This is a genomic window from Sphingobium phenoxybenzoativorans (assembly GCF_018286635.1).
In the GTDB taxonomy this organism is placed as follows: domain Bacteria; phylum Pseudomonadota; class Alphaproteobacteria; order Sphingomonadales; family Sphingomonadaceae; genus Sphingobium; species Sphingobium phenoxybenzoativorans.
This window is the reverse complement of sequence record NZ_CP073910.1, coordinates 2,662,169-2,683,752: the sequence shown is the minus strand read 5'-3', so window position 1 is coordinate 2,683,752 and position 21,584 is coordinate 2,662,169. Positions and strand designations below refer to the sequence as shown.

Here is a 21,584-nt window from a genome sequence, read left to right as displayed (position 1 = left end):
CCACTTGACGTGAACGTAAACGTCAACTAATTTATTGTCATGAACAAGATGGTCCAGATCGCGGGCATCGAGATGCCCGACCTTAATGAGCGGGACAGCTATTCGATTTCGGATCTGTCCGCTGAGTTCGGCGTCACTGCCCGCGCGCTTCGTTTCTACGAGGATGAGGGGCTTATCGCTCCTGAGCGGCAGGGCCTGTCCCGGATATATTCCCGTAGAGACCGGGCGCGCCTTGCCTGGATATTACGGGGCAAGCGGGTCGGCTTCAGCCTGTCCGATATCCGTGAGATGATCGACCTTTATGATCTTGACGACGGGCGGGAGGCGCAACGCCGCGTGACTGTCGACAAATGCACGGCAAGGATCGCGCTTCTTGAGCGCCAGAAGGAAGATATCGAGGCGGCAATCCACGAACTGTCGTCCTTCGTCGCCATGGTTGAAGGCAGCGGCGGGCATTAGATTCGCCGGAAGCCCCGCTAAAAAATCACCATAATCGGAGAATAGAGATGCCCAGCTACAAGGCCCCGGTGCGGGACGTCCGCTTTGTCCTCGACCATATCGTCGGCTTGGACAGATATGCCAACCTACCGGGATTTGCGAACCTGTCCTCCGATGTGGTGGATGCGGTGCTGGAAGAAGGCGGCAAGTTCGCGGCCGAGGTTCTGTTCCCCCTGAACCAGATTGGCGATGAGGTTGGCTGCGTACGTAATGCCGACGGCTCTGTAACCACGCCGCCGGGCTTCAAGGAAGCCTATGCCCAGTTCGTCGAGGGCGGCTGGACGACCCTGCACGGGCCGGAGGAATATGGCGGGCAGGGGCTGCCTGCTGTGATCTCCACGGCGTTCGGTGAGTTTGTGCTGTCCGCCAACCAGTCGTTCGAACTGTATAACGGCCTGACCAATGGGGCGATTTCCGCCTTGCTGGCGAAAGGCAGCGACGAGCTGAAGGCCAAATATGTGCCGAACATGGTGCTGGGCAAATGGACCGGCACTATGAACCTGACCGAACCCCATTGCGGTACGGATCTGGGCCTTATCAAGACAAAGGCGGTCCCCAACGCCGATGGCAGCTATTCCATCACCGGCACGAAGATCTTCATCTCGTCGGGGGAGCAGGATCTGACCGAGAATATCATCCACCTCGTTCTGGCCAAGACGCCGGGCGCGCCGGAGAGCAGCAAAGGCATATCACTGTTCGTAGTGCCCAAGATCATGGTGGGCGATGATGGATCGCTGGGTGAGCGTAACGCGGTGTCCTGCGGTTCGCTGGAGCACAAGATGGGCCTGCACGGGAACGCGACATGCGTCATGAATTATGATGGCGCCACCGGCTGGCTGGTCGGTGAGGAGAATAAGGGCCTGGCGGCAATGTTCATCATGATGAACGCCGCGCGGCTTGGCGTCGGCCTGCAGGGGCTGGCGCAGGGCGAGATCGCTTACCAAAATGCGGCCCAATATGCGCATGAACGGCGTCAGGGCCGGGCGCTGACCGGTCCCAAGGAGCCGCAGGAAAAGGCCGACACGCTTTTCGTTCATCCTGACGTCCGCCGGATGCTGATGGAAGCCAAGGCGCTGACCGAAGGATTGCGCGCGCTATGCCTGTGGGGCGCCCTGCAGGTGGACCTTAGCGAGAAGGCCCAGACGGAGGAGGAGCGGCAGGCCGCAGACGATCTGGTTTCGCTGCTCACGCCCGTCATCAAGGGCTACACCACCGACAAGGGGTTTGATGTCACAGTGGCCTGTCAGCAGGTCTATGGCGGCCATGGCTATATTGTTGAGAATGGCGTCGAGCAATATGTGCGCGACGCCCGCATCGCCCAGATATATGAGGGCACAAACGGCATTCAGGCGATGGACCTCATCGGCCGGAAGCTGCCCGCCAATGGCGGACGCGCGATCCAGGCCCTGTTCAAGATCATCGCTGCCGAAGTGGCTGCGGGCAAGGCCAACCCCAAAACTGCGGGCATTGCCGAGGCGCTGGAAAAGGCCAATGGTCAATTGCAGGCCGCCACCATGTGGCTGATGCAGAACGCCATGGCCAATCCCGACAATGCGGGAGCGGGCGCGCACAGCTATATGCACATCATGGGCATCGTCGCGACCGGCCTGATGTGGCTGCGCATGGCGACCGCCGCCGCCGCACTGCTGGACGCAGGCGAGGGTGACGCGAAATTCCTCGAAGCCAAGTTAATCACGGCGCGCTTCTTTGCCGAGCGGATCATGCCCGATGCAGGGGCGCTGCGGCGGAAGATAGAGGGCGGCGCCGAAGCGCTTATGGCGCTGGAGCCGGAGATGTTTCTGGCGGCCTGATGACGACATGCTCCACCTTTTTGGGTGGAGCCTTCGCTGGCGCGGGTGGAACAATGACAGGCGTGGCGGCGGGGACCGGTTCCCTGTCCCGCATGCATTCGATGGGCGCTGCGCGTGGAAAGTCTCCGCAATTCCACAATGCGCGCTGAAGTCCGGTTCCGGCATCGTGGATATAGCTGAACGCCATTGATGGCAGCAGGGCGGGATCGACAGGGAATTTGTCGGCCGCCTTTGCCGGTTCCATCCATGCCAGAATCCGGCACTGGATGCGCCCGCCGCAGAAGGTGTCGGCCAGTTTCGGGAAATCGTCCGGCGGCATCTTACGGTCCACCAGGACGATGAAACCGGCGGATGCTTGATCCACGGCGACCAGGCGCGCTCCGCCGAACGGCTTGCCGATTTGTTCAGGGCCGAAGGAGCGCAGGGGCGCGGCCGCCAATGCCCCCGCTGCCGCTGATGCCGGCACGCCCAGCGCTGCTTCACCATCGGTGGCATGAGCGGGTGAGATGCGCGAAAGCAGGGCGATGACCGGCTCGTCCCCGCTTACCGAACGGCGGAAGGCCGGTGGCGTGCCCCACCATCCAATCCAGCGGAAGAACAGATGGGTTTCGACAGCGGCGACCTTGTCGAGCGTGCCGCTCCAATAGGGGACCACCCAGTCGGTATGATAATGGGTGGAATATCCCACCTTGCCATAGACAGCGCCGGAAAGCGCCTTCTTCGCCAGAGCGCGGGCGCGATCCCAGCCGCCGGGGGACGGCATGCGCGCTAATGCGCCATCGCATGTGAAAGTGAACTGACAGCCGGTGGTGCGCTCGGACCCCTGGAACACCACGCCGCAAACCGTTTTTGGGAAGGCCGGATGACGCAGGCGATTGAGCACGACCTGCCCGACTGCCCGTTCCCCAACTGGATCGTCGCCCGCCTCATAGAGCATCGCCGCCGCCAGACAGTCGGTAGCGCGCGCAAGGGCAGGGGCAAGTCCGGCGAACCTGAACGGACGCGCAGCAGGATTGGGCAGGGTGGAGAAGGGGATGGCGGCGTTGAATGCCCGCGCCTGATCCCTGTCCAGCGCGACCAGTTCCATCGGCTCGACTGCGGGAGGTGGCGTGCGCGGCCGGAAAGCATATGCGCGGGCTGCGGGCGCACGCACAGCCGGGCCGTCATGCCATGCGACCGCCATCGGCACGCCCGCCAGGATAGCCAGCCAGAGCAGCAGCGCAGCAACGCCGGGCTGCCCCGCCGTCTCGGTCACGTCCACTTTCAGCCCATCCTCCGTCATCGATTGCGCGCCGCGATGCGACGGATGGGCTGTAAAGGCAAGCTATTCGGGCAGGAAGTCCGGCACGGACAGATAGCGTTCGCCGGTGTCGTAATTGAACCCAAGCACCCGCGCATCCGCGCCAAGCTCCGGCAGCTTCTGGGCGATGGCCGCCAGCGTGGCACCGGAGGAAATGCCGACGAGCATGCCTTCCTCGCTGGCGGACCGCCGGGCATAATCCTTGGCGACCGCCGGATCGACCTGGATCACGCCATCCAGAAGCTGGGTATGCAGATTGGCGGGGATGAAGCCCGCGCCGATCCCCTGTATGGGGTGCGGGCCGGGCTGTCCGCCGCTGATGACCGGCGACAAGGTTGGCTCGACCGCGAATACCTTCAGGTTCGGCCAGGCTTTCTTCAACACTTCCGCCGTACCGGTGATATGACCGCCGGTGCCGACACCGGTGATCAGCGCATCGAGTGGCGCATCGGCGAAGTCGGCCAGGATTTCCTGTGCCGTCGTGCGCACATGCACATCAATATTCGCGGGATTTTCGAACTGCTGCGGCATCCAGCTATCGGGCGTCTGCGCAATCAGCTCCAGCGCGCGCTCGATCGCGCCCTTCATGCCCTTTTCCTTCGGCGTCAGGTCGAAGGATGCACCATAGGCGAGCATGAGACGCCGCCGTTCTAGCGACATGCTTTCGGGCATGACGAGGATCAGCTTATATCCCTTGACCGCCGCCACCATAGCAAGACCGATGCCGGTGTTGCCCGATGTCGGTTCAACGATCGTGCCGCCGGGTTTCAGCGCGCCGGATGCTTCGGCCGCCTCGATCATGGCTAGGGCGATGCGGTCCTTGATGGAGCCGCCGGGATTCGTGCGTTCCGATTTGATCCACACCTGCGCGTCGCCGAACAAGCGATTGATGCGGATATGCGGGGTCTTGCCGATGGTTTCCAATATGTTGGACGCCTTCATGTGACTTTCTCCTGGCTGTAGTCCGCCTCCCTTTTGTCGGGTGGGTCGAAGGTTCGGGCAAGGCGAAGCTCCGGGAAAAGCCGCGCCCATACAAGTGTAATGATAATGGCTCCCACGCCGCCTGCAATGACGGCGGCTACCGGCCCGATCAGCGCGGCCAGAAAGCCCGATTCCGCTTCGCCCAGTTCATTGGACGCGGAAATGGTCAGTTGCGAAAGGCTGCCCACCCGGCCGCGCATCTGGTCCGGCGTATGAAGCTGGATCAGCGATGTGCGGACATAGACGGAGAACATGTCCGCCGACCCCCATGCCACCATGGCGGCAAGAGCGACGGGCATGGCGTAGGGCGCGGCGATGAAGGCCGTCGCGCCGAAGGTGATCGTGGCGAGGCCGAACACGACCACGGAAGCCAGCATTTTCAGGCCGACTTCATTTTTCAGCGGCCGGAAGGAGAACCAGAGCGCCGTTACCGCAGCTCCGATTGCCGGCGCGGAGGCCAGATGGCCCAATCCGCGCGAACCGACATGCAGAATGTCGCGCGCATAGACCGGCAGCAAAGCCGTAGCCCCGGCCAGCAGCACGGCAAACAGATCGAGCGTGATCGCTGCGAGCACCAGCCGGTTCTGGCGGACATAAGCAAGTCCATCGATCATCTGGGCTATCGGGCGGCGGCTGGTGTCGCGTGGCGATTGCGGCACGCGTCCGACAAGCAGCATGGCCAGAAGCGCGAGGCAGAGCAACGATGCGCTACACGCGTACGCCGCCCAAGGCTCGATCGCATACATATATCCGCCAATGGCGGGACCGACGATCGCGCCGCCCTGCCATGCGACGCTGGAGATCGCTATGGCGTTGGGCAGCACTTCCTTGGGGATCAGGTTTGGCGCGAGGGCGCTGAACGCCGGGCCGTTGAATGCGCGGACGATGCCGACCAGCACCGCCATGGCGAAGATCAGGGGCAGCGTGATCCAGCCTTCATAGGTCGCGAATGCGAGCAGGCCTACGCCGGTTATCATGAGGCAAAGCGTGCTGCGCACGATCATCCGGCGGTCAAAATGGTCGGCCGCCCATCCGGTCACTGGCGTCAGCAGGAACAGCGGCAGAAACTGCGCCAGACCGATCAGGCCCAATTGGGCGGCCGCGGCGTGCGTGCCCATCGTCTGGCGGGCGATATTATATGCCTGCCAGGCGATGACGATCATCATCCCGTTCTGCGCGATAACCGCCGCCAGCCGCGCGACGATATAGGCGCGGAAATTGGGAAAGGTCAGGGGATGGGGCGTATGCGGGGAAGACATCGCCACGTCCTTAGTCTTACCCGTACCCCCCTCGCAAGCGGTGCTTTTCCGCCAAAGCCCGCATCCGTCTCAGCTTTTCTTGCGCGCCGGAAAGCTGCGCCATCTGCCGGGTGGGGGTGTTTCGCGCGGGGCTATTTGTGGCATGGTTAGTTAATACACCCGAATCACGGGAATATCGCGCTTTTGAAGGAGAGCCGCACCGATGCGTCATGTCCTGTTGAGTCTGCTTCTTGCTGCCGTTCCTCTCACGGCTTGTTCGGAAGGACCGTCCAACCAGGCGGTGACAGTGACGGATGGCGCGGTCGTCGACCCCCAATGGGATGGTTTCAGCAAGGAATTCATCGAAGGCTATTTCAAGCATGACCCTTATTTCGCGGTCTATCAGGGGCGGCATGATTTTGACGGACAACTGCCGGACTGGAGCGAAGCGGGTCTGAAAGCGCAGATAGATTTCCTGAAGGGCGCGCTAAATAAGGCGGAAGGGTTCGACACTGGCAAGCTGTCCAAGGAACAGGCGTTCGAACGAGAATATCTGATCTCCGTGGTCAAGGGCAGGCTGTTCTGGCTGGAGGATGCCGACAAGCCGCACCGCAACCCGTCCTTCTATATCGAGAGCGGGCTTGATCCGAACGTCTACATCGCCAGGCCCTATGCCGATCCGGCGACGCGGATGAAGGCTTTCATCGCCTTCGCCAAGACGGTGCCGGGCGCGGCGGTCAACATCCGGGCGAACCTGAAAATGCCGATGCCCGCCAGTTTCATTGATTTCGGCACGGCAGGGTTCAAGGGGCTGGCGGACTATTATACCGGCGACGCAAAGGCCGCCTTTGCTTCTGTGAAGGATGAGGCGCTGCAGAAGGAATTTGACGAGGCTGCTGGCGCCGCGTCGAAGTCCATGCGCGAACTGGCCATCTGGCTGGAGAACGGCAGGAAAACGCAAACTCAGGATTTTGCGCTTGGGGCTGATCGCTTTTCCCGCATGCTGAGCGCGACGGAGATGGTCGATACGCCGCTCGATGAATTGGAGAAGGTGGGACAGGCCGATCTGAAGCGGAATCAGGATGCCCTGAAAGCGGCATGCGCCACATTCGCGCCGGGTGCGGATATTCCCGCTTGTATGGCGAAGATGAATGCGCGCAAGCCGGAAGGAGGCGTGGTCGCTGCAGCGCGCAAGCAACTGCCCGGCCTGAAGGCTTTCATCGCCGAGAAGGACATCGTGTCGATCCCCGGCACGGAAGAGGCGCAGGTCGAGGAATCGCCGCCCTATAACCGGCAGAACAGCGCCTATATCGATATACCCGGCCCCTATGAGAAGGGGCTGCCTTCCGTCTATTATATCTCGCCGCCCGATCCGGCGTGGAGCAAGGCGGTGCAGGACGGATATGTGCCGGGTGAGAAGGACCTGCTATTTACCTCTGTCCATGAGGTTTGGCCTGGGCATTTCCTGAATTTCCTGCACAGCAACAGGTCGAAATTCACCTTTGGCAAGATTTTCGTGGGCTACGCTTTTGCAGAAGGCTGGGCGCATTATGCGGAGGAGATGATGTGGGACGCCGGTCTGGGCAATGGCGATCCTGAAACGCATATCGGCCAGCTTTCCAACGCTCTGCTGCGAGACTGCCGCTATCTGTCGGCCATCGGCATGCATGCGCGGGGCATGACCCAGGAACAGTCCCGCAAGATGTTCGTCGAGCAATGCTATCAGGATGAAGGCAACGCGCGGCAGCAGGCGGCGCGGGGTACCTATGACCCGGCTTATCTCAACTATACGATGGCCAAGCTGTTGATCCGCAAGCTCCGCGAGGACTGGACCAAGGACAAGGGCGGCCGCACGGCCTGGAAAGCCTTCCATGATGGCTTCCTGAGCTATGGCGGCCCGCCCATTCCGCTTGTGCGCGCGCAGATGATGGGCGGTGACGCAAAAGCGGTATTCTGATCCGCAGACGCGCTGGTCCGGCGAGCCTTAAAAAGAGATGCCGAACCGCCCGATGATGGTTGCGCCCGCATGCCGGTCAGCCGCGCTGTCGATGCTGCTATTCGCGTAGCCCAGCCCTGCGGTCCAGAGGCCCTTATGGTAATTGAGCGCAACGCCATGATCCCAATAGCTTCCGTCCGGCCGCAAGCGGGCCGTGCGGATGGCGTTCCGGGTATCGCCGGACGAATGGCCGGCATGGCCGGATAGGGTAAGTGGCGTTCCGGGAATGCCGACGCCAAGCTTCGCGCCAAGATAGAGATTATCTCCCCCAATCGCTGCCTGCCGGGGTGCGTACTGGGCGAGAAGATCGAGACTGGCGGGGCCAAGCAAGATGCCGCCCGTTAAGCCCAATTCGCCATAGCCCTGACCCGATGCGCCGGGAAAGGCATGATAACTTCCCTCCGCCGCCAGACGCCATGCGCCGATCTGCCGCGCATAGGCGGCTCTGAGATCGACGACTACTGCAGCGTCGCCATGGCGTTTGCCATCGGACAGGGTCGATATGTTCGTATCCAGCGTCAGGTCGTGGGTTACCGGCAATGACAGGCCGCCCCGGACAATCGGATCGCCTTCGCTCCAGCTCAATCCGCGCCGCCGCTCGTCGCTTGCCGCCTCCAGGTAGAAGGATGGCCCGTCAAAGGATTGGGCGTGGGCGGCGGACGCCCCAGCCGATACTATGCCGCACAGGATCGCCGCCGCCCACCGGTGCATTCTAGTTCGACGCCAGGTTGCGGATCGCATCCAGCTCCGCAAGCAGCGGCGCCCGATCTCTGGCCGCGACAGCCAGCAGATGATCGCGCACGGCATCATCACGGCGCGCTACCTCGCGTTCGATAGCGGAGCGATCGCGTGTGCAGGCGCCAGGCTGGCTGCCCGACAATTTGTGGTCGCTGGGCAATATGCGCGCCAGCGCCGGGCCGTGGGTGAGCTTGCGATCGACCACCAGAGTCGCGGTCCAGCGGCATCGCTGCCCATCCATCCGGTTGGGCGTTGCCGCGCCAACGGTGCGGGTCTGTATTTGTGTCCGCGCGCTGTAGATGGCGTCCATCTGCATGCCGCGATGTTCGATCTGGACGGTATGAGTCGCGGCCGCGGCGGCCAGTGCGATAAGACTGAAGCTCATGACTTTCTCCTGCTTTGATGCCGGGCTATGTTGCCGATCATCACTGCCGGATTTACGTCCTCACTATTTCCCGCCCTTTGCTGAGGCATGACAAAATTCGATCCGCCCGATGCTTCAGGCATCGCCTTTCATCGTTTGTGGTGCAAGGGCGTGGCGGGGAAAGCTGGTGCCGGCTGAGGGATTTGAACCCCCGACCTTCGGTTTACAAAACCGCTGCACTACCACTGTGCTAAGCCGGCGCGGACGCCCCCTTACTATCAGAGGACGCCGAACGTCCAGCCCTCGGTTGCCGCTATTTCACGGGTGAGCGGCGGTGGCGACCAATGCCGGGCGTCGTCTGATGCTGTGCGCATCCATGCCGCTGTGATGATCGCATCGGTGCTATGGTCGTCATATCGCGACATCGGCTGGTGTGGCGCACTGCCAAGGGCGGCGAGCGCCATGTCCAACAACGCCGGGTCCCGAACCTTGGTGCGGCCCTTTGGACGGCCAGCGGCGCGGGCGGCGATGCTGGTGTAGATCTCAACGATCAGAGAGCCTGCGCCGGATAATGGGTCGAATGGCCATACCGGTACATGAGGGCGCACCTGGTGGAGCAGGCGCATCCCGGAAAAGCTGGCTTTGGCGACCTGCGCCGCGCCGATGGCGTCGTAGACGGTAGAGGGTTTCCCTCCGCCACCGGCGTTGTAGTGGGCCTCGCACCGGCGCAGGTGCATATAGTCCGCCTTAATGCCGTCGGCCTTGCCAAAATAGAAATGGCGGCGGTGCGTACTTTCCAGAAAACTCGCGGCGCCCAGATCCTCGTCGGCGCAACACTGGTCGGTATAGGCCCAGAATTCCTGCGCGGTCTGGGGAACGGCATCACCGGGAAGATAGCCCTGTCGCTCGACAAAAGGCGGCGCGAAGCTGAAATCGAAACCGAACAAGGTGGGCTCGCAGGCGGCCTGAGCCACAAGCCAGTCGGAAACCGCCTGCCGCGACCATGTGGGCATGGGTGGCGTGACCAGCATCGGCGCATCTTCGCCAGGCGTGCAGGTCGCGATCGCTATGCCCTTATGCTTCGATCCCTTCGCGCCCGACCAATCAACGGCTACGAACCGAGCAAAGCGATTATCTGCGCGCGACATCGCGTTTCGCCGCCATTAGCCCCGCGCCTTCGCCCGCAGATCGTTCCAATAGGCGATGCGTTCTGCGATGCGTTTTTCGAAACCGCGATCGGCCGGGCGATAGAATGATTGCGGCTGCATCTCCTCCGGCCAGTAATTGTCGCCGGAAAACCCCTCTGGAGCATCATGGTCGTAGGCGTAGCCTTTGCCGTAGCCGATCTCCTTCATCAGCTTGGTCGGCGCGTTGAGGATGTTTTGCGGCGGCATCAGCGACCCTGTGTCGCGGGCGGATTTCCATGCGGCCTTCTGGGCAGTGTAAGCGGCATTGGATTTAGGCGCGGTGGCGCAATAGAGGCATGCCTGCACAATCGCGAGTTCGCCCTCCGGGCTTCCCAGAAACTCATAGGCGTCCTTGGCGGCAAGGCACTGGATCAGAGCCTGTGGGTCGGCAAGGCCGATATCCTCGCTGGCGAAACGGACGATGCGGCGCAGAACGTAGAGCGGCTGTTCGCCAGCCACCAGCATGCGTGCGAGGTAATAGAGCGCGGCCTGCGGATCGGACCCGCGCAACGCCTTATGCAGGGCGGAGATGAGATTATAATGCCCCTCCCGGTCCTTGTCATAAACCGCGACCCGGCGGTGGAGCAGGGCGGAAAGACCGGCAGGATCGAGCGGTTCCGGGATATCCACCGAATAGAGCGTTTCTGCCTGATTGAGCAGAAAGCGTCCGTCGCCGTCCGCGCTGGCAACCAATGCCTCACGCGCGGCGGGATTGAGCGGGAGCGGGCGCCCGGTCAGCGCTTTCGCGCGGTCGAGGAGCTTTTCCAGCGCATCGCTGTCGAGCCTGCGGAGGATCAGCACCTGCGCGCGCGACAGAAGCGCGGCATTCAGTTCGAAGCTGGGATTTTCGGTTGTTGCGCCGACCAGTGTGACGGTGCCGTCCTCGACGAAAGGCAGGAAGCTATCCTGCTGGGCGCGATTGAAGCGGTGGATTTCATCCACGAACAGGAGGGTCTTGCGGCCGAGCTTTGCGTGCTCACGGGCCGTGGCGAAAACTTTCTTGAGATCGGCGACGCCAGAAAACACGGCCGAGATTGGCTCGAAACGCATGCCTACCGCATCGGCAAGCAGGCGGGAAATCGTCGTCTTGCCTGTGCCGGGCGGACCCCAGAAGATGATTGAGGATAGCCGTCCCGCCGCGATCATCCGGCCGATCGCGCCTTCCGGCCCCGTCAGATGTTCCTGCCCGACAACCTCGCCCAGATTGCGCGGGCGCAGGCGATCGGCGAGCGGGGCATCCTCTCGCACCGCTCCTTCACTCTCCTGAGGTTCATCCCTGAAAAGATCAGCCATTCTTACTCCGGTCTATCGAGGATATAGGGAGAATGACATCTTATGGAACAGGGCTGGCGGCCGCCATCGCACCTCGTTGCCGCTGCCGTACGATGCGCAGATAGGTGTCTACGAGCGCCTGATTGACCTGATCCCAGCCGTAGCGGTCAGCTTCCATCTTGCCTTCCAGCCCCGCGCGGTGGCGGCTTTCGGCATCGGTGCAATAATGCTGGAGGGCGTCCGCGAACTGGTTGATCGCGCCAGGGCGGATCAGGCGGCCGGTGACGCCATCGGTGACAAGGCATTCGCTTCCCGTGGCGCGCGCGGCTACGGCGGGCAGGGCGCAGGCCATCGCCTCCAGCGTCACATTGCCGAATGTCTCTGTGACCGACGGATTGAACAGCATGTCCATGCTGGCCACCGCGCGGCCCAGATCTTGCCCCTGCTGGAAACCGAGGAATGTCGCGTCCGGCAGGCGGTTTTCGAACCAGCTCCGCGCCGGACCATCGCCGATCACCAGAACGCGATGGCGGACTTGACGCGCCTGAAGAAGATCGATGGCGTCGGAAAATACGTCGAGGCCCTTTTCCATCACCAGGCGGCCGGTAAAGCCGATGACGGGAAGGTCATCCGGAATGCCCAGGCTACGCCGCCATTCCATGTCGCGGCGGCCAGGGTTGAAAATCTCCCGGTCGATGCCCCGCGTCCAGATGCCGATGTCATAGCTCATGCGCTGATCGCGCAGAACCTGCGCCATGGAGTCGGATGGCGCAACCAGAGCATCGCATCGCCGGTAGAAACGCCGCAGCGCTGCCACCATCAGCGGCTCCAGAAAAGCCAGACCATAATAGCGGGGATAGGTTTCGAAGCGGGTATGGACGGAGGCCACAATCGGCAGGTTGCGCTTGCGGGCATAGGACACAGCCCGATGACCCAGAGGGTCGGGGCTGGAGACATGGATGAGATTGGGCGCGAACGCCGTGATGTCCCGCCTCAATCGGGCGGACATGCGATAGGGCACCTGATATTCGCCCCGCCCAGGCATGGGAAAGGAGGGCGCGCTCACCAGATCGCCGGCAGGTTCAAAGGCGGGCGTGCTGGTCGTTGGAGAATAGACGCGTACCTGGGCGCCCTGCCGCAGAAGATAGCCGACAAGCCGGTTCAGCGCCTGGTTCGCACCATCGCGCACATAATTATAGTTTCCGCTAAAGAGGGCGATGCGGAGGCCGGTGACATCCATCGACGCCCCTTAGACGAGGGCGGAAGAAACGCCAAGGGCGGTTTGGGGCCAATGCGTTCGTTCCGGCTCTGTTGTTTGCGCGCATCATCTGCCACCATGGTGTCATGATCCAGGCCGGTATGACCGTACATGCTCTTTTGAGAGGGACACCCGTGCCGTTCCGCGATGCGGAATATAGCGCCATAGCCAAAATGCCTATCTCCGGTCCGGTCAGAATCGGATGGCTCGGTCTGGAGGGCGACGCTGTTGCCGACCGGGTGCATCATGGCGGGTGGGATAAGGCCATCCATCTCTACCCGCAGGACCATTATCCGTTCTGGCGGGAGCGCAAACCGGGCCATGTGCTGCTGGATCAAGCGGGGGCGTTTGGTGAGAATATTGCCTCATCCGGCCTCACCGAAAGCGAGATATGCATTGGCGACCGGTTCACCCTGGGCAGTGCCGTCTTGGAAGTCAGTCACGGGCGGCAGCCCTGCTGGAAGCTCGATCATCGCTTCGGCGCGAAGGATGTGATGGCGACCATCGTCAAAACGGCGCGATGCGGCATATATTTCCGCGTGGTGCAGGAGGGGGAGGCCGATGCCTCGGTCGATACCCACATGGCGCTGATCGACAGGCCCCAGCCCGAATGGCCGGTTGAACGCGTATTCCGCCTGCTGATCGGCGGGGGGCATAGAGCCGATCCCGCAGCGGTGCGGGAACTGGCGGCGATGCCGCTGCTTGCGGAGGCATGGCGGGAACGGGCTGCAAAACTGGCCGGATAGAAAAGGCGATGGTCAGACGCAACTCTATGTTTGAAGCCGTTCCAGTGAATAGCCCGTCCATTCCTTGATCCGGCGGATGGCGAAGCTGCTATGCATGGCGGAAACACCGGGCAGGCGGGACAGGCATGTGCGATGGATGACGTCAAAATGGTCCATGTCCGCCGCCGCGACGCGCAGCATATAGTCGGCGGACCCGGACATCAGATGGCATTCCAGAATATCGTCGAACCGTCCCACGGCATCTTCAAACCGGTTCATGTCGTCCTGGCTCTGGCTGGTGAGAGAGATTTCCACGAAAACCTGCAACCCCAGGCCAAGTTTGCGGGGATCGAGCCGGGCGGAATAATTGCGGATATAGCCCTCCTCCTCCAACGCGCGCAGCCGGCGATGGCAGGCGGATGTCGATAGAGCGGCTTTTTCCGCGATCTGGGCGATGGATTGGTTCGAATCGCGCTGAAGCGCGTTGAGAATGATGATGTCGGTGCGGTTCATGGCAGATATTCCTGATAATCGTTCGATGTAGGAATTTTTTCCCGAATTGCGTGAAATCGGATTGTAAGTGGGGAATTAATTCCAGCAAAGATGGGATAAACTGCCGGAGTACGAATATTCGGGAGATGGATGATGATTGTCGGCACGGTGAAGGAGATCAAGAATCACGAATATCGCGTCGGACTCACTCCGGAGAGCGTCCATGAACTCGCCGCCCATGGCCATGACGTGCTTGTCGAGACCGGTGCCGGAGAGGGTATAGGCGCCAGCGACGCTGACTATGAACGGGCCGGGGCCACGCTCCTCCCTACGGCGGCCGAAATATTCGCGCGGGCGGAAATGATCGTGAAGGTCAAGGAACCGCAGAAAGCGGAACGGGCGATGCTGCGTCCGGGACAGATTCTCTACACCTATCTCCATCTTGCGCCCGACCCCGAACAGACCCGCGACCTTATCGCCAGCGGCGCGACCTGCATCGCCTATGAAACGGTAACGGACTCCTCGGGCGGCCTGCCGCTGTTGAAGCCGATGAGCCAGGTCGCCGGACGCATGTCGATCCAGGCGGGCGCGACGGCGCTGGAAAAGGCGCATGGCGGCCGCGGCGTCCTTCTGGGCGGCGTTCCGGGCGTGCTGCCGGCAAAGGTCACTGTGATCGGCGGCGGCGTGGTCGGCTTCAACGCTGCGCAGATGGCGGCGGGACTGGGCGCGGACGTCACGATCCTGGACCGCAGCCCGGAAGTGCTGGAAAAACTGGGCACCTATTTTGAGGCGCGGGCCAAGACACGCTTTTCCAACCGCGCCAATCTGGCCGAGTGCGTCGCCCAGGCCGATCTGGTGATTGGCGCTGTGCTGATCCCCGGCGCTGCCGCTCCCAAGCTGGTCAGCGCAGCGATGCTTAAGACCATGAAGAAGGGCGCCGTGCTGGTCGATGTTGCGATCGATCAGGGCGGATGTTTCGAAACAAGCCGGGCGACTACCCACGCCGCCCCGACCTATGTGGTCGATGGCGTGGTGCATTATTGCGTGGCGAACATGCCTGGCGCAGTCGCGCGCACCAGCACCTATGCCCTTAACAATGTAACGCTGCCGCATGCCCTTCGCATTGCTGATCTGGGGTGGAAGGAAGCCCTTCGCCGCGACCCGCATTTGCTTGCCGGACTGAATATCTGGGATGGCAAGGTCACCTATGAAGCCGTGGCCCGCGATCTGGGTCTGGAATTTGTGCCCGCCGCCAGCGCCCTGACCTGAATATATTCAGGCGGCCGCCAGCAATTCCACCGCCAGAGCAAGCCTGCGCGCATCCTTGCAGGCGATATGCTGTTGCGGCAGGCGGACGGTGGCGATGGCCTCGGCCCGCTCTATCGCGCCGGTCGTGGTCCGCATTTCTTGGAACAACTCGCCCAGGTAGAGGATCGGGAATGGCGGGGGACGGCGGCATGCCTCCGCCAGGGTTTCAAGCCAATAGGCGTCCAGATCGCTGTCGGCGAACACCCGGCATCCCTGCGCCGCTTGCGCCAGTTCGGTTAGCACCTGTTGCGCGGGCAGGCCCTTGCGGATCAGCAGTTCGCGGCTGATGCCGTGCAGTTTTTCCGCCTCATCGGACCAATCCCAATATTGCCATTTCTGGGCCGGGCGGATCAGCCAGCTTTTTGCTGGACCGCCCACCTGCACCAAGGCCACCTCTATGGGATAGGACTCGCCATCCTCCGGCAAGCAGGAAGCTTCGAAATCGACGATCGCAATCCTGTCCAATGCGCGCCTCCGATATAGCAAGGCGAAGCTATCACGAAGATCGGCATCCGCCAAACTGCCCGTTGGTACACTATCAGCGCGAACCGGACGGGTCGGTAAGCGGAATGGAAATTTCCCGCGATCCCGCCGTCAGCGCGAATGGCAGGGAGCCGGTCTGACGTTCGATCATGCGATGAACCCGCGGCGCGTCCGGGCCGGAATGCAATTCCCGGATTATCGCGAAATTGTCCGCATCGGCATGTGTGCGGCGCTGGTTATGCCGTAGATAATCCAGCCAGGTCGCAACATGATAGCGCTCCACCCACAGGTCCGCCTCTCCCAGATCGCGCATCAACGTCCAGTGCCGTGCGCCATCGCGCACGCGGATGCGGCGGCGCTCGTTCATTGCGGTGAGGAACTCGACGATGACCTGCTCTGCAATGCGATATTCTATGGTGACGACAATGGGGCCGCTGCGGGGTTCGATCGATACGGCGATTTCCGGCTCGGACCACAGGTTCAGCAGATCGAGATTGAGATCATGAACTTCCGGAAGCGGTTTCAGGAAACCGGGAACCATTCCGACAAGCTGAAGCAGCGCAGCCAGCAAAAGGGCCATGGTAATGCTGTGAAGCTCGGCGATTTCACCGAATATCCAGCTTCCCGCCGCCATGCCGCCAAAAGCAGACATCTGATAAAGGGCGACTGCGCGTGCGACCACCCATCGGGGCGCGGCCATCTGCACCGACACATTGAGCGTGGAAAGGGCGACCACCCAACCGGCGCCAGCGAGCAGCAGCGCGGCAAGGGTGAGGGGAAGCCATGTGCTGATCGCGGCTATGGCCGCCCCGGCGCTGATGACGACCGTCGCCAGCCGGACGATCCATTCCGTCGAAAACCGCTCACGCAGCGCACGGCTGTTGAGCGCCCCGATGACCGCTCCGACGCCGAAGCTGCCCAGCAGCGCGCCGTAGGAAAGCGGGCCGCCCGTCACAAGGTCGCGCGCGACGAGCGGCATCAGGGCGGGCACAGCGCTGGAGGCCAGGCCGAACAGGCCGGCGCGGGAAATGATGTTGCGGAGATTGGGAGACATGGCGACGTAGCGGATGCCCGCATTCATCGCTGCGCCCAGATTTTCACGCGGCAGCGCACGGGCGGGCCGGGTGGGCCGCCAGCGCGCGAGGACCACGATCAGGCCAATATAACTGATCGCGTTGACAAGGAAGGCCGCTGCCGCTCCGGCTGCCGCGACGATGGCGCCGCCGATCGCCGGCCCCGCGCTGCGGGCGATGTTGAAACCCATGGCGTTCAGCGCCACTGCTCCGGGCAGCGCCGGTCTTGGCACCATATCGCCCACCGACGCCTGCCACGCCGGACCGTTCAGCGCTGTCCCGCATCCAATCAGGAAAGTGAAGGTCAACAAAAGCCAAGGCGTCAGCAGGCCATACCAGGCGAAGATCGCCAGCGCCGCCGATACGGCGAGCATGAATATCTGCGCCCACAGCATTACAAGACGCCGGTCGAGATTGTCGGCGACCGCGCCCGCCCAGAGGGACAGTAGCATGATGGGCAGAGTCGTGGACGATTGCACCAGCGCCACCATGGCGGGTGAACTCGCCAGCGAAGTCATCATCCATGATGCGCCGACGGACTGGATCAATCCTCCCAGGTTCGACCCCAGGCTGGCGATCCACACCATGCGGAAGATGGGAATCGAAAACGGGCCCGGTGGACGATAGTCCTCCGATGGCTGTGACGGGTTGTCGGTCATGATGTCGACCCTATGCGGCCATCAGGCAGTCGCCGCCTGATGGCATGACAAGCGGGTTGCAAGAGTTTATTGCGCCAATTCTGCTTCAATCGCGGCGACAAGGGCTGCATCGTCCGGTGCAGTCGTCGGGGCGAAGCGTGCCGCGACTTTTCCGTCCCGTCCGATCAGAAATTTCTCGAAATTCCACAGCACTTCCGGTTCGGGATTTGGCGTCATGCCATATCCGCGCAATTTTTCCCGGAAAGAATCGCCATCGCCCTGCGCCTTTGGCATGGCGGATGTCAGTGCCTCATATAGCGGATGCTTGCCTTCCCCTACGATGCTCATCTTGGCGAACATCGGAAATTTCACGGCATAATTGGTCTGGCAGAACTGGGCGATTTCTTCCTCGGTGCCGGGTTCCTGTCCGGCGAAGTCATTTGCCGGAAACCCCGTCACCACCAGGCCCTGATCAGCATAGGTCTCGTGGAGCTTTTCCAGTCCCTCATATTGCGGCGTCAGCCCGCATTTTGACGCGACATTCACGACAAGAACCACTTTGCCCGCATAGGCGCCCAGCGAACTGTCCTCGTTGCGGATCGTCTTGAGGGGGATATCCTGCAGGGCAGTGGTCATCGCATGTCTCCTTTATATGGTTGTCTGAATTAGGCAGGGGGCGGGCTATGGACAAGCGTAATCGCCGCCCCTTGGCGTCATCCTTCTATATCGCCTGTCCCGCCGCCCATCCGCTCGCCCAGGCCCATTGGAAATTATATCCGCCCAGCCAGCCGGTCACGTCGACAGCTTCTCCGATGGCGTAAAGACCTGGCAGGCGGCGGCTTTCCATTGTCTGGGATGAAAGGTCCGCGGTGCTGATGCCGCCAGCGGTGACCTCAGCCTTGGCGAATCCTTCCGTGCCATTAGGATGGAATTGCCAGTTGGCGATGCGCTGCTCCACCGCGTCGATCATCCGGTCGGGCTGATTGCCAAGCTCGCCAGGAAGCGCCGCCTGATCGGCGAGGGCGTCCGCAAGCCGGGTCGGCAGGCAATCCGACAATATCGAGCGCAGAGATGAGCGGGGCCGTGCGCGCTTGGCTTCCTTCAGCCAGCCTGCGTTGCGGTCCGGCAGGAAATCGATGCCCACGGCTTCGCCATGCCGCCAATAGGAGGATATCTGCAATATCGCTGGGCCGGACAGCCCTTTGTGCGTGAACAGCGCTGCTTCCCGGAAACTGGCCTTGCCCGCCCGCGCGGCGACTGGCGCGGATACGCCGGAAAGCGCCCGGAACAGGGTCTCCTCGCCGCCCAGCGTCAGTGGCACGAGGGCGGGGCGAGGTTCCACAATCTTCATGCCGAACCGGCGGGCGACGTCATATGCAAAACCGGTCGCACCCATTTTCGGAATGGAGGGGCCGCCCGTGGCCAGCACAAGGGCGGGTGCGGACGCCTCGTCCGCGCCGCAGCTTATACGATACCGTCCGTCGGCATGGTCGATGCCGGTGATTGTACGATTTACGGCTATGTCGACTGCTGCCGCCGGACACTCCTCCAGCAGCATCGCAACGATCTGTCGCGCGGAGCCGTCACAGAAAAGCTGGCCCAGTGTCTTTTCATGCCAGGCGATGCGATGGCGATCGACCAGGGCGATGAAATCCTCCGGCCGGTATCGGCCAAGCGCGGATTTGGCGAAATGCGGATTGGCGGACAGGTAGCGGTCCGGCGCCACATGCAGATTGGTGAAGTTGCACCGGCCGCCGCCGGAAATGAGGATTTTCTTCCCCACCTGATCGGCATGATCGATTAGAAGAATCTTGCGACCCCTTTGTCCGGCCGTCGCCGCGCACATCAGTCCCGCCGCGCCGGCCCCAAGCACTATCGCGTCATAATTATGGGGCAAGCGAACCTTCTGCGACCTCGATGTCGAGAATCTCCAGTGCATCGGCAACGCCGTTAAATGGCGCGGTCTCGCCCACGGCTCCGCCGATCAGGGCGCGCGCCAGAGGAGCCGAGAAGGCGATGAGGCCAGATGCAGGGTCTGCCTCGTCATGACCGACAATGGCGATGCTGCGTTTTTTGCCGCCCATCATGAAGGTCACGCGCGATCCGATGCCCGCCTCGCCCTCTGCAGGGGATGGCGCGATTTCCGCTGTGGTAAGGCGCGTGTCCCAGTAACGCAGGTCGCGTTTCAGCCGGTCGCGTTCCGCATCGGTGGCGGCTTCTTCTATGGCGGTGCGCACCGCCTCTGCCTTCTGGGCCAATATCGCCTTCCCACGCGGCGTGACGAGATTGGGGCCGGGAGGTATCGGAATCTCAAACTTGGGTTCCAGATGTTCCTCATCGCTTTCACGGCGAAATGCGACGCTCATGTCTGTGTCCTTGCGGCCCTGGGCCAATATGTTTGTGGTGAGTTCCACCCGTTGCCGGTGGCGGATGAAATACAGCATTGGCCGGCTTGCGCCAGTAGCGGCGTGGCCGGACGCGCCGTTTGGGAGGATGGCGTGAGGGATATCGGCGGTTGGACCGTTCCTGTGTCATGAAGGTCTTGGTCATTCCGACTCGACATGTTCAGGGGGACAATGATGGACAGAAGAAGCTTTCTCGGTCGCGGTATGCTGGGCGCCGGCGCTCTTGGTCTGTCGGCGGGCGGGCCGACGCGCGCCGCATCGCTTCTGCTTGATCGCGATTCCCATATCATACCCATCCGTGCATCGATTGACCGGATGTTCCGCGTGACGGTGTGCCTGCGCCCGTTTCGCGCGGCGGGACCCAGGATTGAGGCCGAGGAAGTCGGCCGCAAGCTGGTCATCCACAATTATGGGCATGGCGGGAGCGGATGGTCGTTGTCCTGGGGATCGGCGGCAGTGGCCGTCGGAAAGGCCATGGAGGTCAGCCCGAAAGAGGTGGCGGTGATCGGCGCGGGGGCGATGGGTCTTACCGCTGCATTGACCGCGCAGCGGGCAGGGCTGGCGGTCACCATCTATGCGAAGGAACAGTTTCCCGATGTCCGGTCGGCCAGGGCCACGGGAACATGGTCCCCCGATTCCCGCGTCGCGATGGAGAAGGATGTCGATTCCGGCTTTGGCGATCGCTGGGAAAGCATGGCGCGGACCTCATTCGCCGCATTTCAGGGTTTTCTGGGATCGGCCGGAGATCCGGTCGAGTGGACGGATCGCTATGCCCTTTCCGACCTTTCCCCTGTTCAGCGGCAGGCGGCTCCGCCGGAAGAAGCAACCGGCTTTTCGCGCCTCGAACATCGTCTTCACGACATCACCCCGCGTTCGCAGCCGCTGGGGCCGGGCGAACATCCGTTTCCGACCGCGTTCGCCTATCGCAACAGTTCTTTGACCTTCAACGTCGCCGATCTTTCGCGGCAACTGATGAGCGACTTTCTGATCGCGGGCGGCAAGGTGGTGCCGATGACCTTCCACGAGCCGAACGACATCATGAAGCTGAAGCAGAAGGTCATTATCAACTGCACCGGCTATGGCGCGAGGGCGCTATGGAAGGATGAGAGCGTCATTCCCGTCCGCGGCCAGATTGCGTGGCTTATCCCTCAGGCTGGCGTCACCTATGGGGTATACCACAAATCGCTGAACATTCTGGCCCGGCGCGACGGCATCGTCGTGCAGGAAGTGGGAGAGAATGACTGGTTCGGCTATAATGACGCGAACGAGACGCCCGATCGCCAGGCGGCCGAAACGTCTGTGAGGCAGGTGGCTGAGTTGTTTGCGCCCCGCCCCGCCGCTGCTTGACCAGATGGGAGGTCGGAACCTCTCAGCCCGCCAGAAATAGGAGGCGTTTGATCCGGTTGCCTGAGCCGTTTCGGGAGCAAAACCATTTCCTGTCCGTTTCAGCGTTGTCGCGAACCGGAGGACCCTTATGCCTATTTCCAAACCCCTATTGTCCACAGTTCTTATCGGCCTGGTGCTGGCGCTGGCCGCTCGGCGTGCGGCAAGATCGCAAGGACCGCAGGTCGTATTCAATTAGGACAAACCGACTCGCGCGAATCGTTGTTGAGATGGTCGATCCCGCAGCAAGTCTCCGGCGATCTTTCCGCTGCTCACCAGCCATTTAGGATAAAATAGCGGCATACCTTGGTCTTAGTGCGGGGAGTGGCCCCTTCAAATTAACCATTTGTTAACCATTATTCTTCACGTCTGCGATTCTAGTTAAAAGAAGATTAACCAAAATAGGTCGCGATCATGATGTTTATTTCTGGCTT

20 protein-coding genes and 1 tRNA gene are annotated in these 21,584 nt (G+C 62.0%); 6 read left to right on the top strand and 15 right to left on the bottom strand.

Annotation, left to right across the window (positions count from 1 at the left end; translation table 11 throughout):
• The first annotated feature begins 39 nt into the window (after positions 1-39).
• Both KFK14_RS13225 and KFK14_RS13220 read left to right on the top strand, forming a co-directional pair.
• The gene (locus tag KFK14_RS13225; RefSeq protein ID WP_070156608.1) at positions 40-459 is read left to right on the top strand and encodes a MerR family transcriptional regulator; all 420 of its coding nucleotides are present in this window, start codon (positions 40-42) and stop codon (positions 457-459) included.
• 47 nt (positions 460-506) lie between these two features.
• Positions 507-2,309: an acyl-CoA dehydrogenase C-terminal domain-containing protein gene (locus KFK14_RS13220; RefSeq protein WP_212608000.1), complete on the top strand. Its 1,803-nt coding sequence runs from the start codon at positions 507-509 to the stop codon at positions 2,307-2,309.
• Here KFK14_RS13220 and KFK14_RS13215 read toward each other — a convergent pair.
• From KFK14_RS13215 to KFK14_RS13205, 3 genes are read right to left on the bottom strand one after another with little or no spacing between them, the layout of a single operon-like run.
• On the bottom strand, positions 2,272-3,591 hold the full coding sequence (locus KFK14_RS13215; protein ID WP_212607999.1) for a cell wall hydrolase: 1,320 nt from the start codon (positions 3,589-3,591) through the stop codon (positions 2,272-2,274). The genes KFK14_RS13220 and KFK14_RS13215 overlap by 38 nt on opposite strands.
• A gap of 42 nt (positions 3,592-3,633) precedes the next feature.
• Positions 3,634-4,551 carry a cysteine synthase A gene (gene cysK, locus KFK14_RS13210; protein ID WP_212607998.1) on the bottom strand — a complete coding sequence of 306 codons (918 nt, stop codon included), beginning with the start codon at positions 4,549-4,551 and terminating at the stop codon, positions 3,634-3,636.
• Entirely contained in the window at positions 4,548-5,849 is a 1,302-nt protein-coding gene (locus KFK14_RS13205) for an MFS transporter (RefSeq protein ID WP_212607997.1), read from the bottom strand. The genes cysK and KFK14_RS13205 overlap by 4 nt, the downstream gene beginning before the upstream one ends.
• A 202-nt stretch (positions 5,850-6,051) precedes the next feature.
• Between KFK14_RS13205 and KFK14_RS13200 the strand changes: the two genes are divergently transcribed.
• Positions 6,052-7,785 (top strand): DUF885 domain-containing protein, encoded by a 1,734-nt coding sequence (locus KFK14_RS13200; RefSeq protein WP_212607996.1) that lies wholly within the window; start codon positions 6,052-6,054, stop codon positions 7,783-7,785.
• A gap of 27 nt (positions 7,786-7,812) precedes the next feature.
• Here KFK14_RS13200 and KFK14_RS13195 read toward each other — a convergent pair whose 3' ends face one another.
• From KFK14_RS13195 to KFK14_RS13170, 6 genes are all read right to left on the bottom strand, one after another.
• Complete coding sequence (locus tag KFK14_RS13195; protein ID WP_212607995.1) at positions 7,813-8,535, bottom strand: TorF family putative porin; 723 nt, start codon at positions 8,533-8,535, stop codon at positions 7,813-7,815.
• A 1-nt stretch (position 8,536) separates the two neighbouring features.
• Positions 8,537-8,947 (bottom strand): hypothetical protein, encoded by a 411-nt coding sequence (locus KFK14_RS13190; protein WP_212607994.1) that lies wholly within the window; start codon positions 8,945-8,947, stop codon positions 8,537-8,539.
• 164 nt (positions 8,948-9,111) lie between these two features.
• Positions 9,112-9,186: transfer RNA gene (locus tag KFK14_RS13185), tRNA-Thr, on the bottom strand.
• A gap of 18 nt (positions 9,187-9,204) precedes the next feature.
• A complete protein-coding gene (locus KFK14_RS13180; protein WP_212607993.1) occupies positions 9,205-10,074 on the bottom strand; it encodes a protein kinase family protein in 870 nt (289 codons plus the stop codon).
• A 15-nt stretch (positions 10,075-10,089) separates the two neighbouring features.
• Positions 10,090-11,406: a replication-associated recombination protein A gene (locus tag KFK14_RS13175; RefSeq protein WP_212607992.1), complete on the bottom strand. Its 1,317-nt coding sequence runs from the start codon at positions 11,404-11,406 to the stop codon at positions 10,090-10,092.
• Positions 11,407-11,446: 40 nt separating this feature from the next.
• The gene (locus KFK14_RS13170) at positions 11,447-12,625 is read right to left on the bottom strand and encodes a glycosyltransferase family 4 protein (protein ID WP_212607991.1); all 1,179 of its coding nucleotides are present in this window, start codon (positions 12,623-12,625) and stop codon (positions 11,447-11,449) included.
• 104 nt (positions 12,626-12,729) lie between these two features.
• Here KFK14_RS13170 and KFK14_RS13165 point away from each other — a divergent pair, with 104 nt between their 5' ends.
• Complete coding sequence (locus KFK14_RS13165) at positions 12,730-13,389, top strand: MOSC domain-containing protein (protein ID WP_212607990.1); 660 nt, start codon at positions 12,730-12,732, stop codon at positions 13,387-13,389.
• Between the two features lie 24 nt (positions 13,390-13,413).
• On the opposite strand, the gene KFK14_RS13160 is transcribed toward KFK14_RS13165, so the two are convergent.
• A complete protein-coding gene (locus tag KFK14_RS13160; RefSeq protein WP_212607989.1) occupies positions 13,414-13,881 on the bottom strand; it encodes an Lrp/AsnC family transcriptional regulator in 468 nt (155 codons plus the stop codon).
• A 132-nt stretch (positions 13,882-14,013) separates the two neighbouring features.
• Here KFK14_RS13160 and ald point away from each other — a divergent pair, with 132 nt between their 5' ends.
• Positions 14,014-15,129 carry an alanine dehydrogenase gene (gene ald, locus KFK14_RS13155; protein ID WP_212611143.1) on the top strand — a complete coding sequence of 372 codons (1,116 nt, stop codon included), beginning with the start codon at positions 14,014-14,016 and terminating at the stop codon, positions 15,127-15,129.
• A gap of 6 nt (positions 15,130-15,135) precedes the next feature.
• On the opposite strand, the gene KFK14_RS13150 is transcribed toward ald, so the two are convergent.
• The 5 genes from KFK14_RS13150 to KFK14_RS13130 all read right to left on the bottom strand — a co-directional run bounded on the left by KFK14_RS13150 (position 15,136) and on the right by KFK14_RS13130 (position 19,728).
• The gene (locus tag KFK14_RS13150; protein ID WP_212607988.1) at positions 15,136-15,633 is read right to left on the bottom strand and encodes a 3'-5' exonuclease family protein; all 498 of its coding nucleotides are present in this window, start codon (positions 15,631-15,633) and stop codon (positions 15,136-15,138) included.
• 73 nt (positions 15,634-15,706) lie between these two features.
• Positions 15,707-17,383, bottom strand: a complete 1,677-nt coding sequence (locus KFK14_RS13145; protein ID WP_212607987.1) for an MFS transporter — start codon at positions 17,381-17,383, stop codon at positions 15,707-15,709.
• A gap of 66 nt (positions 17,384-17,449) precedes the next feature.
• Positions 17,450-17,998: a glutathione peroxidase gene (locus tag KFK14_RS13140; protein WP_212607986.1), complete on the bottom strand. Its 549-nt coding sequence runs from the start codon at positions 17,996-17,998 to the stop codon at positions 17,450-17,452.
• Between the two features lie 85 nt (positions 17,999-18,083).
• Entirely contained in the window at positions 18,084-19,301 is a 1,218-nt protein-coding gene (locus tag KFK14_RS13135) for a BaiN/RdsA family NAD(P)/FAD-dependent oxidoreductase (protein WP_212607985.1), read from the bottom strand.
• Complete coding sequence (locus KFK14_RS13130; RefSeq protein ID WP_212607984.1) at positions 19,249-19,728, bottom strand: GreA/GreB family elongation factor; 480 nt, start codon at positions 19,726-19,728, stop codon at positions 19,249-19,251. The genes KFK14_RS13135 and KFK14_RS13130 overlap by 53 nt, the downstream gene beginning before the upstream one ends.
• A 210-nt stretch (positions 19,729-19,938) precedes the next feature.
• On the opposite strand from KFK14_RS13130, the gene KFK14_RS13125 reads away from it, so the two are divergent.
• On the top strand, positions 19,939-21,114 hold the full coding sequence (locus tag KFK14_RS13125; protein WP_212607983.1) for an FAD-dependent oxidoreductase: 1,176 nt from the start codon (positions 19,939-19,941) through the stop codon (positions 21,112-21,114).
• The last annotated feature ends 470 nt before the right edge of the window (positions 21,115-21,584 follow it).

Excerpts from the sequence above, each read along its gene's own strand:
- KFK14_RS13225 (WP_070156608.1), top strand. The coding sequence starts at position 40 with ATGAACAAGATGGTCCAGATCGCGGGCATCGAGATGCCCGACCTTAAT.
- KFK14_RS13145 (WP_212607987.1), bottom strand. The coding sequence starts at position 17,383 with ATGACCGACAACCCGTCACAGCCATCGGAGGACTATCGTCCACCGGGC.
- KFK14_RS13205 (WP_212607997.1), bottom strand. The coding sequence starts at position 5,849 with ATGTCTTCCCCGCATACGCCCCATCCCCTGACCTTTCCCAATTTCCGC.
- KFK14_RS13160 (WP_212607989.1), bottom strand. The coding sequence starts at position 13,881 with ATGAACCGCACCGACATCATCATTCTCAACGCGCTTCAGCGCGATTCG.
- KFK14_RS13215 (WP_212607999.1), bottom strand. The coding sequence starts at position 3,591 with ATGACGGAGGATGGGCTGAAAGTGGACGTGACCGAGACGGCGGGGCAG.
- KFK14_RS13125 (WP_212607983.1), top strand. The coding sequence starts at position 19,939 with ATGATGGACAGAAGAAGCTTTCTCGGTCGCGGTATGCTGGGCGCCGGC.
- KFK14_RS13195 (WP_212607995.1), bottom strand. The coding sequence starts at position 8,535 with ATGCACCGGTGGGCGGCGGCGATCCTGTGCGGCATAGTATCGGCTGGG.
- KFK14_RS13200 (WP_212607996.1), top strand. The coding sequence starts at position 6,052 with ATGCGTCATGTCCTGTTGAGTCTGCTTCTTGCTGCCGTTCCTCTCACG.
- KFK14_RS13170 (WP_212607991.1), bottom strand. The coding sequence starts at position 12,625 with ATGGATGTCACCGGCCTCCGCATCGCCCTCTTTAGCGGAAACTATAAT.
- KFK14_RS13165 (WP_212607990.1), top strand. The coding sequence starts at position 12,730 with ATGATCCAGGCCGGTATGACCGTACATGCTCTTTTGAGAGGGACACCC.
- KFK14_RS13135 (WP_212607985.1), bottom strand. The coding sequence starts at position 19,301 with ATGCACTGGAGATTCTCGACATCGAGGTCGCAGAAGGTTCGCTTGCCC.
- KFK14_RS13180 (WP_212607993.1), bottom strand. The coding sequence starts at position 10,074 with ATGTCGCGCGCAGATAATCGCTTTGCTCGGTTCGTAGCCGTTGATTGG.
- KFK14_RS13140 (WP_212607986.1), bottom strand. The coding sequence starts at position 17,998 with ATGACCACTGCCCTGCAGGATATCCCCCTCAAGACGATCCGCAACGAG.
- KFK14_RS13175 (WP_212607992.1), bottom strand. The coding sequence starts at position 11,406 with ATGGCTGATCTTTTCAGGGATGAACCTCAGGAGAGTGAAGGAGCGGTG.
- cysK (WP_212607998.1), bottom strand. The coding sequence starts at position 4,551 with ATGAAGGCGTCCAACATATTGGAAACCATCGGCAAGACCCCGCATATC.
- KFK14_RS13190 (WP_212607994.1), bottom strand. The coding sequence starts at position 8,947 with ATGAGCTTCAGTCTTATCGCACTGGCCGCCGCGGCCGCGACTCATACC.
- KFK14_RS13130 (WP_212607984.1), bottom strand. The coding sequence starts at position 19,728 with ATGAGCGTCGCATTTCGCCGTGAAAGCGATGAGGAACATCTGGAACCC.
- ald (WP_212611143.1), top strand. The coding sequence starts at position 14,014 with ATGATTGTCGGCACGGTGAAGGAGATCAAGAATCACGAATATCGCGTC.
- KFK14_RS13220 (WP_212608000.1), top strand. The coding sequence starts at position 507 with ATGCCCAGCTACAAGGCCCCGGTGCGGGACGTCCGCTTTGTCCTCGAC.